Source organism: Terriglobales bacterium, from assembly GCA_035691485.1.
Lineage (GTDB): Bacteria > Acidobacteriota > Terriglobia > Terriglobales > Acidobacteriaceae > JAIQGF01.
The window spans coordinates 36,734-52,905 of record DASSIZ010000047.1; the positions used below are offsets into that span (position 1 = coordinate 36,734).

General features: G+C 60.9%; 10 protein-coding genes. 2 read left to right on the plus strand and 8 right to left on the minus strand.

Features of this window, described 5'->3' with window-relative positions:
- Positions 1 to 175: 175 nt before the first annotated feature.
- Positions 176 to 1,294, plus strand: coding sequence for an FAD-dependent oxidoreductase (locus tag VFI82_05900; GenBank protein ID HET7184197.1), 1,119 nt, complete (start codon positions 176 to 178; stop codon positions 1,292 to 1,294).
- Positions 1,295 to 1,299: 5 nt separating this feature from the next.
- Here the strand turns inward: VFI82_05900 and VFI82_05905 are convergent, their stop codons facing one another.
- The 3 genes from VFI82_05905 to secA form a co-directional block, all read right to left on the minus strand.
- Entirely contained in the window at positions 1,300 to 3,363 is a 2,064-nt protein-coding gene (locus VFI82_05905) for a phospholipid carrier-dependent glycosyltransferase (protein ID HET7184198.1), read from the minus strand.
- Between the two features lie 199 nt (positions 3,364 to 3,562).
- Positions 3,563 to 5,044: an MBL fold metallo-hydrolase gene (locus tag VFI82_05910; protein ID HET7184199.1), complete on the minus strand. Its 1,482-nt coding sequence runs from the start codon at positions 5,042 to 5,044 to the stop codon at positions 3,563 to 3,565.
- 144 nt (positions 5,045 to 5,188) lie between these two features.
- Positions 5,189 to 8,110, minus strand: a complete 2,922-nt coding sequence (gene secA, locus VFI82_05915; protein ID HET7184200.1) for a preprotein translocase subunit SecA — start codon at positions 8,108 to 8,110, stop codon at positions 5,189 to 5,191.
- 177 nt (positions 8,111 to 8,287) lie between these two features.
- On the opposite strand from secA, the gene VFI82_05920 reads away from it, so the two are divergent.
- Positions 8,288 to 9,058: an enoyl-ACP reductase gene (locus VFI82_05920; GenBank protein ID HET7184201.1), complete on the plus strand. Its 771-nt coding sequence runs from the start codon at positions 8,288 to 8,290 to the stop codon at positions 9,056 to 9,058.
- Between the two features lie 180 nt (positions 9,059 to 9,238).
- On the opposite strand, the gene tsaE is transcribed toward VFI82_05920, so the two are convergent.
- The 5 genes from tsaE to VFI82_05945 all read right to left on the minus strand — a co-directional run bounded on the left by tsaE (position 9,239) and on the right by VFI82_05945 (position 15,936).
- A complete protein-coding gene (tsaE, locus tag VFI82_05925; GenBank protein HET7184202.1) occupies positions 9,239 to 9,670 on the minus strand; it encodes a tRNA (adenosine(37)-N6)-threonylcarbamoyltransferase complex ATPase subunit type 1 TsaE in 432 nt (143 codons plus the stop codon).
- 174 nt (positions 9,671 to 9,844) lie between these two features.
- A complete protein-coding gene (locus VFI82_05930; protein HET7184203.1) occupies positions 9,845 to 11,533 on the minus strand; it encodes an NAD(P)H-hydrate dehydratase in 1,689 nt (562 codons plus the stop codon).
- A gap of 84 nt (positions 11,534 to 11,617) precedes the next feature.
- Entirely contained in the window at positions 11,618 to 12,616 is a 999-nt protein-coding gene (locus VFI82_05935) for a potassium channel protein (protein HET7184204.1), read from the minus strand.
- Positions 12,617 to 12,765: 149 nt separating this feature from the next.
- Complete coding sequence (locus tag VFI82_05940; protein HET7184205.1) at positions 12,766 to 14,361, minus strand: amino acid permease; 1,596 nt, start codon at positions 14,359 to 14,361, stop codon at positions 12,766 to 12,768.
- Between the two features lie 15 nt (positions 14,362 to 14,376).
- Positions 14,377 to 15,936: an amino acid permease gene (locus VFI82_05945; GenBank protein HET7184206.1), complete on the minus strand. Its 1,560-nt coding sequence runs from the start codon at positions 15,934 to 15,936 to the stop codon at positions 14,377 to 14,379.
- Positions 15,937 to 16,172: the final 236 nt, after the last annotated feature.

Genomic DNA, 16,172 nt, shown 5'->3' on the forward strand with positions numbered 1-16,172 from the left:
AAACTGGCAGCAATACAGGCATTAGCTTTCAGATGGTAATTGGCGTTCAGTGGTCGGTTGTCGATGCCGTGCGGGAATGAGTTGTGAGCTGAACCGTGTGGCCACCGGATGTGCCTGCTGCCGGCTGATGACTCCGGAGATCTGCCACGTCGACGTCTTGGTATAGTACCGTGCTGTGAACCGACGCACGCTCCTGAAAGGCGCCGCGTTGACCTCCGCCAGCCTGCTGTTGGAAGGCTGTGCGGCGCGACGTGTTCGGCCAGTGGCCGCAGCGGTTCCTCCGCCTATAGATCTTGCCAAGGTCCTAGTCTCGCCCGAGCGCGAAATCCGCACCACTGTGTGCCTGCGGCCGTTCCGTCCCAGTGGTTTTCGCCTGGAGCCGCAAAAACTCGACGACAAGCTTTGCGTCCACAACTATGGCCACGGCGGAGCGGGCATAACACTGTCGTGGGGGACTGCCCAGCTTGCAGCCAGCGAAATTCTCGCTTCCGGCCAGAGGCAAGTCGCGGTACTCGGTTGTGGCGTCGTCGGGCTGGCGACGGCGCGCACGCTGCAGCAGATGGGCAAAGCGGTCACGATTTACGCCAAGGCCATTCCTCCCGAAACCACGTCCAACTCAGCCGGGGGGTTCTGGTTTCCCGTCACCGTCTTCGACCGGGGCCACGAAGCACCGCTGTTCCAGCAGCAGTTCCCGCGCGCGGTGAGGCTCTCCTATACATATTTCCAGCAGTTTGTTGGGGAAGACTACAGCGTACGCTGGCTGCCGACGTACTACCTGAACGAACACCCTTTCAACGAGACCGGAATGGTCGGGCCGAAGGGGCCGTTCGCCGATTTCGAACCAGCGGCGCGCGACCTGCAGCCCCAGCAACACCGCTTCCCGGCCGCGTTTGTCCGCGAATTCAAGTCCCTGCTTATCGAGCCGCATCATTACTTACGGGCGCTGGTGCGCGATTTTCAAGCTGCGGGCGGATGCATCCTGGTGCGAGAGTTTCGCGACGTTGCCGAGATCTCCGCCCTGCCGGAGCGCGCCATTGTCAACTGCACCGGCCTGGGAGCAAAGTCCTTGTTCTCCGACCCAGACCTGGTGCCCATCAAAGGACAGCTTACGTTCTTGTTGCCCCAGCCTGAGGTCAACTACAACCTGATTGCCGGCGAGCTGTACATGTTTCCGCGGCGCGACGGAATCGTGCTGGGCGGCACGCATGGGCGCGGCGAGTGGAGCCTGGAGCCGGACCTAAATGCAAAGGCGCGCATCTTGGAAGGTCATGCCAGGCTGTTCAGCGGACTGTAGCGACATTAGTGGATGGGAATTCCCAGCGCGGTCATGAATCCCCTCATCGATGCCTCATCGAGCGGGGTGGAATTGGGATCGTCCTTCATCAGCTTCAAGGCCAGGTTGCATTCGCGTTCGGCAACGTCCGATTGTTCCCTGGTGCGAGCCAGAGAGCAGACCAGGCCGTGAGCGCTGGGACTGTCCGGCGATAGCCGAGCTGCGGTTTCCGCGTGCGCCCGCGCGAGGTCAAGGTTTCGGCCCGATTCCTGGTTGGCCAGGTTGATATAGGCGTAGGCTGCGGTCACGCTGAGGTCGAAATCTCCCTCGTAAACCAGCAGAGCGCTCCCTCCCAGCTTTGCCTTCGGTTCGCGGCCGCGAAAAGTGGCGGCAAGCCGCGCTCCGCCGAGTGCCGTGTCGAATCCCGCCAGGCTTTCACTGCTCACGATGAGCGTGCCATGGTAGTGAACCGGCGGAATCTGCTGGATCGAGCCGGACGTTTCACCGCATGGAATCCCGTAGTCCTGATTGGTGGCATAGAAAGCGCGAATGATCCAGCAGGGACTTGACGGCGTGCGGTCGACATAAGCCTTGGCCTGTTTCAGCGCCTGTCCCCAATCGCTATCCGACAGCGAAAGGTGCTTATACGTGGCACCTGGTCCACCCCAGATTTCGTTGCTATAGCTGAGGTAATTCGGAAACGCGCGCAATGAGCTTGCGATGTGCAGCCCGAGCAAGAGGGCCAGCGCCACTTGCGCTTTTCTGCTGTGCGCCAGCAACTCGCCGGATCCCGCGGAAGCAAACAAGATGACGAACACCATCACCGGAAGCAGGTGCCGCACGCCCATATTCAATCCGGAGGTCATGGCCGATCCCAGATAGACGAGCGGAAGGACTGCCAGGAACAGCAGTTCGCGCCGCCGCGCGCGCCAAAAACGCAAGGCGCAGCAGGACAAGGCAGCCATTACCAGCACCGCCAGGGAAAACTTAATTGCGATCGCAAGCGGGAAATAGAACCACTGTCCGCGTCGATAAAGCCGCCCCAAGATAAAGGCGGGACGGCCGACTTCCGACGTCACCACCACATCCTGCAAACCCTTCAGGTAAGCTTCCGGCAAGAGATGTGCGTCTTCCAGCCTTGGAATCGCCTGGGCCACCGGGCCGGCGAACTCCGGCCGACCCCAACCCCAGGTCTGTGCGCCGTGTGGGCGGCTCTGGTAACGCCAGCCATAGACTGTCCACAGCACAACCAACGCAAGCAAGAGGATTCCGGCGACCGCTAACAGATTGCGTCCCATGCGCCGCCCCACCGGTTCGCCGTTCCGCTGCACGAGAGGATCGGCAACCGCCAGGATCAGCAGGATCGGCACCAGCAGCATGGTGGAGTGCTTTAATGAGAAAGCGACACCCGTAACCAATGCCGCCAGCAGCCATCGCGCGCGCGTACGATTCACCAGGTACGCGTACAGGGCAAACACCGATGCCAAGGTTCCGAACGCCGCCGGCACGTCGGTGGCAATCAATGCGCCATGCGCCAGCAGGTTGGGTTCAAACGCCAGCAGGGTTCCGGCCACGCACGCCGCCGCAAGTCCAAACATGCTGCGCGCAACGACCCACACGACTCCTAACAACATCACCGCGAACAGGGATGCAGCCAGGCGCGCGGAAAACAGAACACTCTCCGGGTTGGCGAATACGAAGGCATGGCCGATGCGATTATCCAGTTCCCGGGTGTTGGGGAAGCCGCAAGCCTTGGGAAACGGATCGCGGATGCGCTGGAATAGCAGCGGGATTGCATCCACCATCTTGGCCAACGGAGGATGCTCCGGGTTCCAGCCGAAATCACCGCATGTCAGGTATCGATAGCCGGCATGGAGATGGTCAGCTTCATCCCAGGTGATCGACAACCGTCCGACGCTGGTCCACAACTGTGCGAGCAACACAAGGCCGAACGCAGCCAGTATGAGCCACTCCCAGGCTCGACGAGGGCAGGAGGCAGGCGGAACCAGGGCAGCGGCGGGCGATACGGTGTGCACTCCAACGCCGCTCGAGGGCGTGGATTGTGCCTCGATGGTCGTTTCTCCAGCCAAAGCTGCGCCTTCCCCGGAACCAGCGCCGCGCGAAATCGACGGAAGGGCACTCGACGCGGCCGGCAATCTTGTGATTGGAGCGGATCATACCGTCATACGGTGACGGCGACAATCGCTGGTTCAGGCAGGAATCAACGAATGCACAAACCAGGACAATGTCCTGCCCTGGCCGTTTTGGAGCGCGGATGCAGACTCCGCCTCACTTCCCTTGAGACATGCGCACTTCGTAGACGGTCGGAAGCGGCTCCGAAGTTGGACGAACGAAGCTGCGCACCAGTTCGGTGCGCGAGAAGTGGCCGAGGCTGAGCAATCGAATGCATTCGTCGGTGGCACAGGTCTCCCACGAGCGTTTCTGGCCCCAGGGGAAGCAGCTGGCCTCGATCACGCGCACCGGAAGCTGGTCCTGGAAGCCGGCGTCGATTTGCTCGCGCAGCCAGCGCATGTAATTGAGCTTTTCCGCGATCGCCTCCTTGGGATCCCGCCGGACAACAACCCCGGGAAAATCCGGAATATCGGGCCGGAGCGTGTGAATATGGCCGTGGCCTTCGACGAGAATTTCAACATCGAGTTCCATCAGACGTTCCAGGCTGGCGAGCCACTTGCGGCTGTCGACATCCGGGTTTGGAGTCGCAAAATAGCTACCCATGAAGGCATCGCCCGCCAGCAGCAGCTTCTCCTTGGGGTCGTACAAGGCAATGTGATCGTCACAGTGGCCGGGGGTGGCCAATACTTGCAAACAGCCGGAATCGGAATCCAGGGTGTCGCCGAGTATTTTGAAAGGCGGCCGCAAATCGGGCGGCTGCCCGATTATGGTGGCGCGCACTCGTGGCAGCTTTTTGAAAGGCGACAGAAACCGCGCCGTCATCTCGGAAACATAGATGGGCGCAGCCGTCATTTGCGCCAGCCAATTCAGGTTCCCGACATGCTCTTCGTGCGCGTGCGTGGCCACAATCTTGGTGATCCTGGGCGGTCCCCGGCGAAGGTGGCGCGCCAGCGAGCGCCGCATCTTGGGCGAGCCGGGATCAATGGCGATGCCGTCATAGAGCACCGTGGTGAACAGTTCCCCGAACAGGATGGGCACGGTGTTGGGCAAGGCACCGTTCAAGAACAGAATCGTCAGCCTGCCGCCGAGCAGTTCAAGCCGCCGGTTATAGGTCCGGACAAACGTGCTGATTCTTCCCGCGGCAGCCTTCAACGCGGCCCACGCGACTAAGGGAAGGCGAAGCAAGAGGCCCAGCGTGTAGCACGACCAGAAGGCTCCCAGGCGCGCTTTCCGCTTGACCGTTTCGGGCTGTGCGACGCGGCATGCGCCGCCACGACACTTGCTCAGTGCGTAGCGATTGCGCGCGACAAAGCCGTACCCCAGCCGACCCAATTGACGGAACGGGAAATGCGATCCCAGCGCGCCGATCATCCACGTCGGAGGAAACAATCGCGCCAGCCGGGCAACGGCATCCCAGCCGACATAAATCCGGCCATCAGGCGCTATTACGTGCAACTGGCGCAGGCAATCGTCCAAATTGAGGCGTGGGTCCACCTGGAGCAGGACGTCCTGGGTGATGGGCAAAGCGAGGGTCTTGTGGTGGCGATCGAGAGTATTCAACCAGGCCACGCAAGCCTGGCAGACTTCGCACTGCCCGTCGTATAGCACACGATAGGCCGCGGCGGCGGCGGCATGCATGTCATCGTGTGCTGGGACGGGTTCTGTTATTGGCGTTCCCACGCGAATGGCCGACGGGTGTCGGTGGAATGTTAGGTCTGATACGGAAGCAACGTCAACGCGGCAGGCGTAGAAAGGCAGTGCGCAAGGCTGCCGCTTCGCGGATTACGCGTTCACGCCGCAGCACTTCTTGTATTTCTTGCCAGAGCCGCAAGGACAGGGATCATTGCGGCCGACTTTGGCGCCGCTGCGCACGCGCTGCTGAACCGGCTGATATTCGCCAGAGCCGGCCATGCGCGCCTGCTCCAGTTCTTTGCGCTTGCGCCGCTGGAAGGCCTCTTCCAGTTCGTCTACGGAGGTCTGTGCCGCGCGACGGCGGCGTCCGCCGCCATCACCATTGCCATCGCCACCGGCTTCGAGTGCAACTTGCGGCGCGCCCGGCTCGATCACTTGCATCAGGTAGAGGTAGCGGACAGTCTCTTCTTCGAAGCGCGCCATCATGGCTTCGAACATGTCGAACGACTCGCGCTTGTATTCCACCAGCGGATCGTGCTGGCCGTAGCCGCGCAGTCCGATGCCTTCCTTCAGGTGGTCCATGTTGAGCAAGTGGTCTTTCCACTGCTGGTCGAGCACGCTCAACATGATCATGCGCTCGTGGTAGCGCATTTGCTCGGCACCGATGAGGTGTTCCTTGGCATCGTAGCGCTGCTTCAGCTTGTCGAAAATCGCGTCGCCCAGTTCCTGGCGGTTCAGCGATTCCGGTTTGACGCCTTCAGCGAGGATGTCGACGCCGAAGCGGGTGAAGATTTCGTTCTTCAGCCCCTTGATATCCCAATCCTCGGGATGAGCTTCCTTGGAGACGTACTTGTCGAGCAACTCGCTGAGAATATCGGCAACGTAGTCTTCGAGGATGAGATCCTTCTGATCGAGGCCCTCGAGCAACTGGCGACGCAGGCTGTAGACGGCCTCGCGCTGCTTGTTCATCACGTCGTCATACTCGAGCAGGTGCTTGCGGGCTTCGAAGTTCTGCGCTTCCACCGTCTTCTGCGCCGCCTCGATGCGGCGGGTGATCATGCGCGATTCAATCGGCACCCCTTCTTCCATGCCCAGCCGCTGCAGGAGCGTCGAGACCCACTCCTTGGCGAAGATGCGCATCAGGTCGTCCTGCAAGGAGAGGAAGAAGCGGGATGCGCCGGGATCACCCTGGCGACCGGCGCGGCCGCGCAACTGATGGTCGATGCGCCGCGCCTCGTGGCGTTCGGTGCCAAGAATAAATAAGCCGCCGACACCGACCACCTGGTCGTGTTCCTTGTCGGTGTCCAGCTTGTAGTGCGCGAAAGTTTCTTCCCACTGCTGCAGCGGACACTCGAATTCGGTGCCCTGGTAATAGAACCTGGTCATCTCCTCGCTGCTGGCAGCGGCTTCGACTTCGCCGCCGGCGGCTTGCAAGGGGTGCGCGACGCCTTTCTTGACCAATTCCTGCTTGGCCATGAACTCGGGATTGCCGCCGAGGAGAATGTCGGTGCCGCGGCCGGCCATGTTGGTGGCAATAGTGACCATGCCAAGGCGCCCGGCCTGCGCCACGATCTCCGCTTCCCGCTCGTGGTACTTGGCGTTAAGCACGACGTGCTTGACGGCGCGCTTCTTCAGTTGCTCCGACAGCCGCTCGGATTTTTCGATCGACGTGGTGCCCACCAGCACCGGCTGGCCTTTCTCATGCAGTTCTTCAATGCTGTCGGCAACGGCTTTGTACTTCTCCGGCTCGGTGCGGTAAACGATGTCCGCATTTTCCTGCCGGAGCAGCGGCTTGTTGGTAGGAATGACGACAACTTCGAGCTTATAAATCTTGTCGAACTCGGGCGCTTCCGTTTCCGCCGTGCCGGTCATGCCGGCCAGCTTCTTGTACATGCGGAAGTAGTTCTGAAAAGTGATAGTGGCCAGCGTCTGGTTCTCGCGCTCGACCTTGACGTTTTCCTTGGCCTCCACCGCCTGGTGAAGCCCATCGCTCCAGCGGCGCCCGGGCATCAGGCGGCCGGTAAACTCGTCGACGATGATGACCTCGCCGTCTTTTACGACGTACTCGACATCGCGCCGGTAGAGAGCGTGGGCTTTGACGGCGGTTTCAACGTGGTGCTTGAGGTCCCAATTCTCCGGATCGGCGATGTTGGTGATGCCGAGCAGCTTTTCGACCTTCTCCCATCCTTCGTCGCTGATCGTGATGGTCTTGTGCTTCTCGTCCACGACGTAATCCCCGGTAAGCTGCTTAGGTTCGCCGGGAGCGGTATCGATTTCTTCGCCCTTCTCGAGCTTGGGAATGATCTTGTTGACCTTGTAATACTTGTCGGTGGACTCTTCGCTGGCGCCACTGATAATGAGCGGAGTGCGCGCTTCGTCGATGAGGATGGAGTCGACTTCGTCGACGATGCCGAAGTTATGCCCCCGCTGGACGCACTCGCGCAGATCGAACTTCATGTTGTCGCGCAGGTAATCGAAGCCAAACTCGTTGTTGGTTCCGTAGGTGCAGTCCGCCGCATAGGCAGCGCGGCGCTCCTCATCATCGAGGTCGTGGACGATGACGCCGACGGAGAGACCGAGGAAGTTGTAAATCTTGCCCATCCACTCCGAGTCGCGCTTGGCGAGGTAGTCGTTGACGGTGACCACGTGGACGCCGCGTCCAGGAATCGAGTTGAGGTACACGGGGAGGGTTGCGACAAGCGTTTTACCCTCGCCGGTCTTCATCTCCGAGATACGCCCGGAGTGAAGCACCATGCCGCCAATCAACTGCACGTCGAAATGACGCATGTTGAGCACGCGTCGGCCTGCTTCGCGAACCACGGCGAAGGCTTCCGGCAGGATCTCGTCGAGGAATTGATTTTCCGCGGCGCGGCGTTCTTCGTCGTCCTCGATGTCTTTGACCCGCTCGGCGAGGCGGCGGCGGAACTCGTCGGTTTTGGCACGCAATTGGGCGTCGGTGAGCGCCTGCATCTGCGGTTCGAGCGCGTTGATCTGCTCGACCGAAGGCAGGAGGCGCTTGACCTCGCGCTCGTTCTTGGTGCCGAAAATCTTGGCTGCTATGGCGTTAAACAAGGTTGTGCGGATCCCCGGTAGGCCCGGCGCAAACAAGGCCGGAGCAGATTTCCAGTACAGGCTAACATATATAGATGCCGCAGTTTTGAAGACGGCTCTGGGCCGACAAGCCGGGCATCGACCATCGAAGGTCAACCTGCTATTCTCTTCGATTTGAATCCACAGCCGGGGAGACGTATGGCAACCCTGCTCGAAGGACGCACCGCGGTAGTTTTCGGAGTCGCCAACAAACGCAGCATCGCGTGGGCCATCGCGCGGCACCTGCACGGGGCCGGAGCGCGCCTGGCGCTTACCTACCAGAATGAACGGCTGGCGCTGGAGGCCAAGGACCTGGTGGAGTCGCTGCCCGGAACGGAAGGGTTCCAGTGCGACGTGGCGAACGAGGGCGAAGTCGAGCGCCTGTTTCAGCAACTGAAAGACCGCTACGGGAAGCTGGACGTGCTGGTACACAGCATCGCATTTGCGCCCGCCGCCGAGCTCAGTCGGCCGTTTCGCGAGACCTCGCGCGAGGGATTCCGGATCGCGCACGACGTCAGCGTGTATTCACTGATCGCGCTGGCGCGGGCTGCCGCGCCGCTGATGACCGACGGCGGCAGCATCATGACGCTGACTTATTACGGGGCGGAAAAGGTCGTGCCCAATTACAACGTCATGGGGGTGGCAAAAGCGGCGCTGGAAGCCACGGTGCGTTACCTGGCCGCGGACCTGGGGAAAGACAGGATTCGCGTCAACGCCATATCCGCGGGGCCCATCAAGACGCTGGCGGCGCGAGGCATTGCCGGCTTGGGCGACATGCTGAAGGGACACGCGGAGCGCGCGCCGCTGGGACGAAACATCGAACCGGATGAGGTCGGAAAGGCTGCGCTGTTCCTGGCATCCGATCTTTCGACCGGCGTGACCGGGGAAACGCTCTACGTGGATTGCGGGTACAACATCATGGGGTTCTGAAAGTTGAGAGGGGTAAGGCAAGGCTGCTTTTTACTTTACGCAAGTACCGGATTATCCTTGCTTACATGCGTAGCCGCCGGGAACGGTTCATCTTGTTTGCTGCCTTTGCGTTGGCCATTGGCGCGGCGATAGCGCACGAATATCAGATTCCGCAGTACTGCCTGCGTCTGTATCACCAAGCTATAAACCGCTGACGCGGATGCGGCGCTTGTTCTCGCCCAAGCGCTTCACGCTGACGTCTACGTGCCGGTCGCGTCCCAGGCGCGGAAACTTGTTCCCCCATTCGATCAACAGGACATTGGCATCGCCGTAGAGGTCGTCGAGGCCGAGCGTCTCCAGTTCGCGCTCGGTGTCGATGCGGTAAAGATCGATGTGAAAGACGTTGACCTCAGGACCGTGATATTCGTGGATGAGGGTGAAGGTGGGACTGGTGACATCCTCCTGCGAAGCGGCCTGAAAGCCCTCGGCAATTCCCTTCACCAACGTGGTCTTCCCTGCACCCAGATCGCCGCGCAGGATCACCAGCCGCGGCGGCTTTAGCTCGCGCGCGAGATGGCGGCCACACTGGATGGTCTCATCGGCGGAGTGGGTGGTGAATTCTGAGGTGGCCATTTCAAATTCATTTAACCACAGAGGGCACGGAGGAACGGGAAATGACGAATTAAGACGTCAGAATGAAAAATGTCGCGTTGAAATGCGTGTCGGCGGCATTGCAGATGCGAACGAACGCGGGGTCCCTCGACTCGGGCATTCGCCCTCGCTCGGGATGACAAAACACCGGATGAATTATTCCAACCTACGACGCAGTCCGGCTATGTCTTGAATGCTGACGAAAGAATCTTCATTCATCCGCCACCACATCGATTCACTCACGTACGCGTTTTCCAGAAGATCGGTCGCGGTGAGGGCCTGCTCGGACGAGTCGTTGCAGATGGCGCGATCGCCGGCGTACCCGTGGAGCCAGACTGCGGCACAGACGGCGCGCATCAGATTGTTTGGGAACTGGGCAATCATGCCGGCGATCAGACCGGTGAGCACGTCGCCGGTGCCGCCGGTGGCCATTCCGGGATTGCCGGTCATGTTGACCCAGACATGGCCGTCCGGCTCAGCCACGAGCGTGCGATGTCCCTTGAGCACAACAATGCATTGGTGACCGGACGCGAATGAACGCGCCACGCCAATGCGATCCTGCTGCACTTCTTTCGTTGAAAGTCCCGTCAGACGCGCCATTTCGCCGGGATGGGGCGTCAGAACCAGCGGACGGGACCGGCCATGGAGGCGGTCGGTCATGCCTTGGAATGCGTTCAGGCCGTCGGCGTCAATCACCAGCGGCTGCGGATACTTGTCCACGATCGCGCGAATGAACTGAATAGTGTCGGCGTGGCGCGAGATTCCCGGGCCAAGGGCAAGCACGGTCTTGCCCTGCATAATGGCGTCGAGACGGCCGTACTCGACGGCGGACAGCGAGATAGTGCCGGCTTCGGTTTCGGCCAGCGGCTCGGTCATGAGTTCGGCGGCGAAGCCGGCGACCGAAGGCAGCACGGAGCGGGGGGTGGCGACGGTCGAGAGGCCTGCTCCGGCGCGAAGGGCCGCCATGCCCGCCATCGCCGCGGCACCCGACTTTCCTAAGGATCCGCCGATGGTCAGCACGTGCCCGAAGCTGCCCTTGTTAGCGTCAACGGCGCGCGGTGCGAAGCAGGGCGCGATGTCGGGCCAGGCGATGACGTCGAGATTCAATTGCGATTGAATTGCTTCCGGCGGGGAGCCAATCTGGCCGACGACAATCTCATCGCGAGTGAGATCGCCGAAAACGTGCGCTGGACGCGGGGCGGTAAAGGTGACGATGGCGTCGGCGCGACTTCGAAGATGGGATTCGGGCGCGAACGCGTCGGCACTGGCGCCGGAGGGGATGTCAACGGCAAACACCGGTAGGGTGGACGCGTTGATCCTTTCAATGGCGGCGGCGAAGAGGCCGGTGACGGGAGGTTTGAATCCGGTGCCAAGGATGGCGTCGAGGATAAGGTCGCAGTCATTCAACGCGCTCGAGGGCGAGCGCGCTCCAACGTTCCCCATCGTGTTCGAGGGCGAGCGCGCTCCAATTTCTCCCGCCGCGCTCGAGGGCGAGCGCGCTCCAACTTCGTTCAGCTCCTCCTCATTTCGGATGAGGATGGGGGCGACCGGAAGTCGCTTCAGCATTACTGCCGCGTCACCTTTGACTGCCGCCGGATCGCCGAGGAGCAGGACCTGCACTTTCTTTCCCGCTTCGTGAAGCTTGCGAGCAGCCACGTAGCCATCGCCGCCGTTGTTGCCTTTGCCGCAGACGATGCAGACCCGCTCTGCTCGCGGGTATCGGCGCAGCACATAATTGGCGACGTGGGTACCCGCGTTCTCCATGAGCGTGAGAGAGGGGACGCCGTAGCGCTCGCTGGTGAGGCGATCGATGTCGCGCATTTCGGCCGAAGTCGTGACTTTCATGAAAGTTTCACGTTTCGCGTTTCACGTTTCACGTCGTGAGGATTTTGGACGAGATTTCGACAATGTGAAACGTAAACTTGAGACTTAGCTTGCGACTCCTGCGGCTTCCTCCAGCTTGCGCAGGCCCGCCGGTTCCCCCATGGCGATGAGGGTATCGCCGGCTTCGATACGGTCATCGGGCGCGGGATTGAAGCGCATGGAACCGTCGCGCTTGACGGCCAGCACAATGATGCCGGTATCGCTGCGCATTTTTGAGGTCCGAAACGTCTGCCCGACGTAGCGCGAACGCGCGCCGACCTCAATCTCCGCGATTTCCAGGTCTACACCAAGACGCACGGTGGCGGAGTCGATGAAGTCGAGCACATGCGGACGCAAGAAGGACTGCGCGATGCGATGACCGGCAAAGTGATAGGGCGATATGACGGAGTCGGCGCCGGCGGTCTTCAGGTGCTTCTCGGCATCCTCCTCGCTGGCGCGGGCAATGATCTTGAGCTCCGGGTTCAAGCCGCGCGCGGTGAGCACGATGTAGATGTTGGTGGCATCCGTTGTCGTCGCCGCAACCAGGCCGCGGGCGCGCTCGATTTGCGCTTGGCGAAGAGTAGCTTCCTGCGTGGCATCACCTCGAATGACCAGCCACTCGGGCGGAAGGCGTTCCATTTTCGTGTCCGCATTTTCGATGATGACAAAAGGCGCGGGCTTGCGCGCCAGTTCGCGCGCGGTGCTGCGCCCGACGCGTCCGGCGCCGCAGATGATGAAGTGACCGCTGAGGCGGTCGATCTCGCGTTCCATGCGCCGCCTTCCAAAGAACTGCGTGAGCTCGAATTCTAGCAAAGCCTGTGCCACAACCCCGATCAACAGAAACACCAGGCCGACACCGATGATGATGATGAATACGTTGAAAACCTCACCGGAATGCGAGAGCGGGTGGACTTCCGAGTACCCAATGGTGGTGACCGTGATCAGGACCATGTAGAAGCTGTCGAACCACGTCCAGCCTTCCATGACGTGGAAGCCCGCGGTGCCGAGTCCGAAGAGCACGGCGAGGGCGAGCGCGACGAGCTTGAGATTGCGGATGGCTTTCATGTGGGATGCGGCTGCTGAGTGTAGAACAAATTGAGGCATTGCCGAACTGCGGAATTGCCGAATCGGCAACTATTCAATCCGGCAATTAACAACAAGCCCCTCGCCGAGGCGAAGGGCTTGTTGCAACCAATGGGCGACGAATCGAGAAACTAATCCGCCATGACGGTTCCCGGCTTAGGTTTCTTCTCGGGCTCGCTGCCGGCCAGTTGGACCTTGCTGTGCTTACGGCCGTAGGTGAAGTAGACGATCATGCCGATGATGAGCCAGACGAACAAGCGGATCCAGGTTGCAGTGTTCAGCGACACCATCATGAGCAGCGAGATGATGATCCCCATGATCGGAACCAAGGGAACCCACGGCGTCCGGAACGGGCGCGGAGCATCTGGGCGCTTCTTGCGCATGGTCCAGATACCGGCACAGACAATCACGAATGCCATCAGGGTGCCAATGGACACCATTTCGCCCAGGTCACCAATTGGAACCAGCGAGCCTATGACCGCAACGCAGAGACCTGTGATCGCCGTCGATTTCCACGGGGTGCGGAATTTTGGATGGATTTCTCCAGCCCACTTCCATAGCAGACCATCGTGCGCCATGGAATAGAACACACGCGACTGGCCCAGCAACATGACCAACATCACCGTACTCAAGCCGGCGAGTGCGCCAGCGTTCACCACGTAACTGCCCCACTTCACGCCCGTATGGCGGATGGCCAGCGAGACCGGCGCGCCAATGTTGAGCTGCGAATAGTGGACGGTGGCGGTGAGAAGACCGGAAACCAACAGGTAAAGGACGGTGCAGATGATCAGCGAACCAAGGATGCCGATGGGCATGTCCTTTTGCGGGTTTTTCGCTTCCTGCGCTGCCGTGGACACCGCGTCGAACCCAATGTAGGCAAAGAACACCACGCCGGCGGCTCGCGCTATACCCGACCATCCGTACGCGCCGTAGTGGCCAGCATTGGGCGGGATGAAGATAGACCAGTTCGCAGCCGCCTCGGCGCGATGGCTCATCACGTACATGCCGGCGACGATGATGAAGGTGATGACGGCAATCAACTTCACGAAAACGATCGTTGTGTTGAAGTTCGCCGATTCCTTGATGCCGACGATGAGTATGGCAGTCACCGCGATGATCGCCAGGAACGCGACAAGATTGAACGCTGCGGTGGCATGCGGCAGCGTGTGCCAGTCGATGTGGGCGCCGGTGAGGACCTTTTCGACCGTGCTCAGCGGCTGCCAGTAAGGCACGGTGGCCGGCGGTGTTGCATACTTCACCCACACCGTACCGGGCGTGTCGCAGATCTGCGGTGGCAGGTTAATTCCATAGTCCTGGAGGAATGCGACCAGCGTGCTGCTCCAGCCGGAAGCAACGGTGGCCGCGCCAAAGGCGTACTCCAGGATGAGGTCCCAGCCGATGATCCAAGCGAAGATCTCGCCCAAGGTCGCGTAGCCGTAGGTGTAGGCGGAGCCCGCGATGGGGATCATGGAAGCAAACTCGGCATAACACAGTCCGGCGAACACACAGCCGAGTCCTGCCAGAACGTACGAGAGCATGATGGCCGGACCTGCGTACTGCGCGGCGGCTTGGCCGGTCAGCACGAAGATGCCGGCGCCGATGATGGCGCCGATGCCGAGGGTGATGAGGTTAATCGGCCCGAGGGCGCGCTTTAGACTGTGCTCACCGGTTTCGTGAGCTTCCGTCATAAGCACGTCGAGCGACTTGGTTTTCAGAAGGTTGGACATTCGATTGTCATGCTCCTACGACGAGGCGATGGATTGCTGATTTCTTCGGGACCACACGAAATACACGGGAATCCCCACCAGAACAATAATCAGCCCCGGCCAGGTGTACTGGGGCTTGTAGCGCAGCAGCACTATATCAATAAAGAGGGCCATCACAATGTAAATGGCGGGTAAGACCGGGTAGCCGATGGCGCGATAGGGACGGGGCGCGTCCGGCAGCTTGGTTCGCAGAACAAACAGGCCGAGGATGGTAAGAATATAGAACACAAGCACCGCGAAGATGATGTAGTCGAGCAACTGGCCGTAGGTCCCGGAGAGGCACAGGATGGAGCACCAGACCATCTGCACCATCAGAGATACCGCCGGAGTCTTATACGTGGGGTGCAGGCGGGCGACGCCGCGGAAGAAGAGGCCATCCTTAGCCATGGCGTAATACACGCGCGCCCCGGCGAGGATGAGGCCGTTGTTGCAACCGAAAGTTGACACGAGGATGGCGGCCGCCATCATGGCCGCGCCCGCGCTGCCGAAGATGCCTTGCAGCGCAGCGGTGCCGACGCGGTCTTCGGCGGCGTACTGGATGCCGCGCGCGAAGACCGTGGCGCCGTTGGGGTCACCATGCAGCGGCAGGACCGAGAGATAGGCGAAATTCGCCGCAATGTAGAGCAAAATCACGATGCCGGTTCCCATGGCCAGCGACAGCGGCAGGTTGCGGCTGGGATTGCGGACCTCGGCGGCGGTGAAGGTCACGTTGTTCCATGCGTCGGCGGAAAACAACGAGCCGACCTGCGCGACGGCGAGAATCTTCAGCACGCTGACCATCGCGATCGGGCCGCCAACCCCAACTTCCACCGGGAAACGGGCGCTCCAACTGAAGTGACGCCAGAATTCGGGGCCGAAGTTGGCGGCGCTGGCGACCGCATTGCCGCCGACGAACAGGCCGAGAAGAACCAGGCCCAATAACGCCGCCACCTTGGCGAAGGTGAAAACGTTCTGCACCATCGCCCCGGTGCGTACGCCGAAAACATTCACGATCGATAGCAAAACAATGATGATGATGCCGGCGAGGTTGGCGGTGTTCAGGCCGACGTCCATGTTGCCCAGAACCATGGGGCCAACATGCAGAGCGGGCGCTTTCCAGAAGTGGAGGATCCAGTGCGTAGAAGAAACGGACGGGAAGAACACGCCCAGGAACTTTCCGAACGCCACGCCGACAGCGGCGATGGTGCCGCACTGGATCACGAGAAAAAAGGTCCAGCCGTAGAGAAAGCCCCATAGTGGCCCGAGGGAATCCCGCAGGAATACATACTGGCCTCCCGCCTTGGGCATCATGGCCGCCAGCTCGCCGTAGCAGAGCGCGCCGACCACGGTCATGAACCCGGTGACGACCCAGGCGGCTATCAGCAGGACGGGGGAATTGACGAGGCGGGCAATGTCGGCGGAAACGATGAAGATTCCCGAGCCGATCATGGAGCCCATGACAAGAGTGGTGGCGCTGGTCAGGCCAAGACCCTTGACGAGTTCCTGGTCTTGGGCGGGAGCGGTGGGACGGCTTGCCGTGCCGATTTGAGGGGTCACGCAGCTCCTTGAACTGAGCAAGAATTTACACCGCTTGGGCCACCGCCTGCAAATAACAAAAGTCCACTAAAGTGCCTATTTACGCGGGGTTTCCAGCGCTTCCGCCCAACCGGTCTTGCGCAGCGGTTCCTCAGGATCGTAGTCCCGCCAGCCGCGAAGTACCTTGTTAAGCGGCTTCTTCCGTATTGCGACGAATGATATACCGGCCCGGTGGCCGGCGATTGGTTCTCGCTTGG

Coding starts and splice junctions, on each gene's coding strand:
- VFI82_05910 (HET7184199.1), bottom strand. CDS start 5,044: ATGCATGCCGCCGCCGCCGCGGCCTATCGTGTGCTATACGACGGGCAG.
- VFI82_05920 (HET7184201.1), top strand. CDS start 8,288: ATGGCAACCCTGCTCGAAGGACGCACCGCGGTAGTTTTCGGAGTCGCC.
- tsaE (HET7184202.1), bottom strand. CDS start 9,670: ATGGCCACCTCAGAATTCACCACCCACTCCGCCGATGAGACCATCCAG.
- VFI82_05930 (HET7184203.1), bottom strand. CDS start 11,533: ATGAAAGTCACGACTTCGGCCGAAATGCGCGACATCGATCGCCTCACC.
- VFI82_05935 (HET7184204.1), bottom strand. CDS start 12,616: ATGAAAGCCATCCGCAATCTCAAGCTCGTCGCGCTCGCCCTCGCCGTG.
- VFI82_05940 (HET7184205.1), bottom strand. CDS start 14,361: ATGTCCAACCTTCTGAAAACCAAGTCGCTCGACGTGCTTATGACGGAA.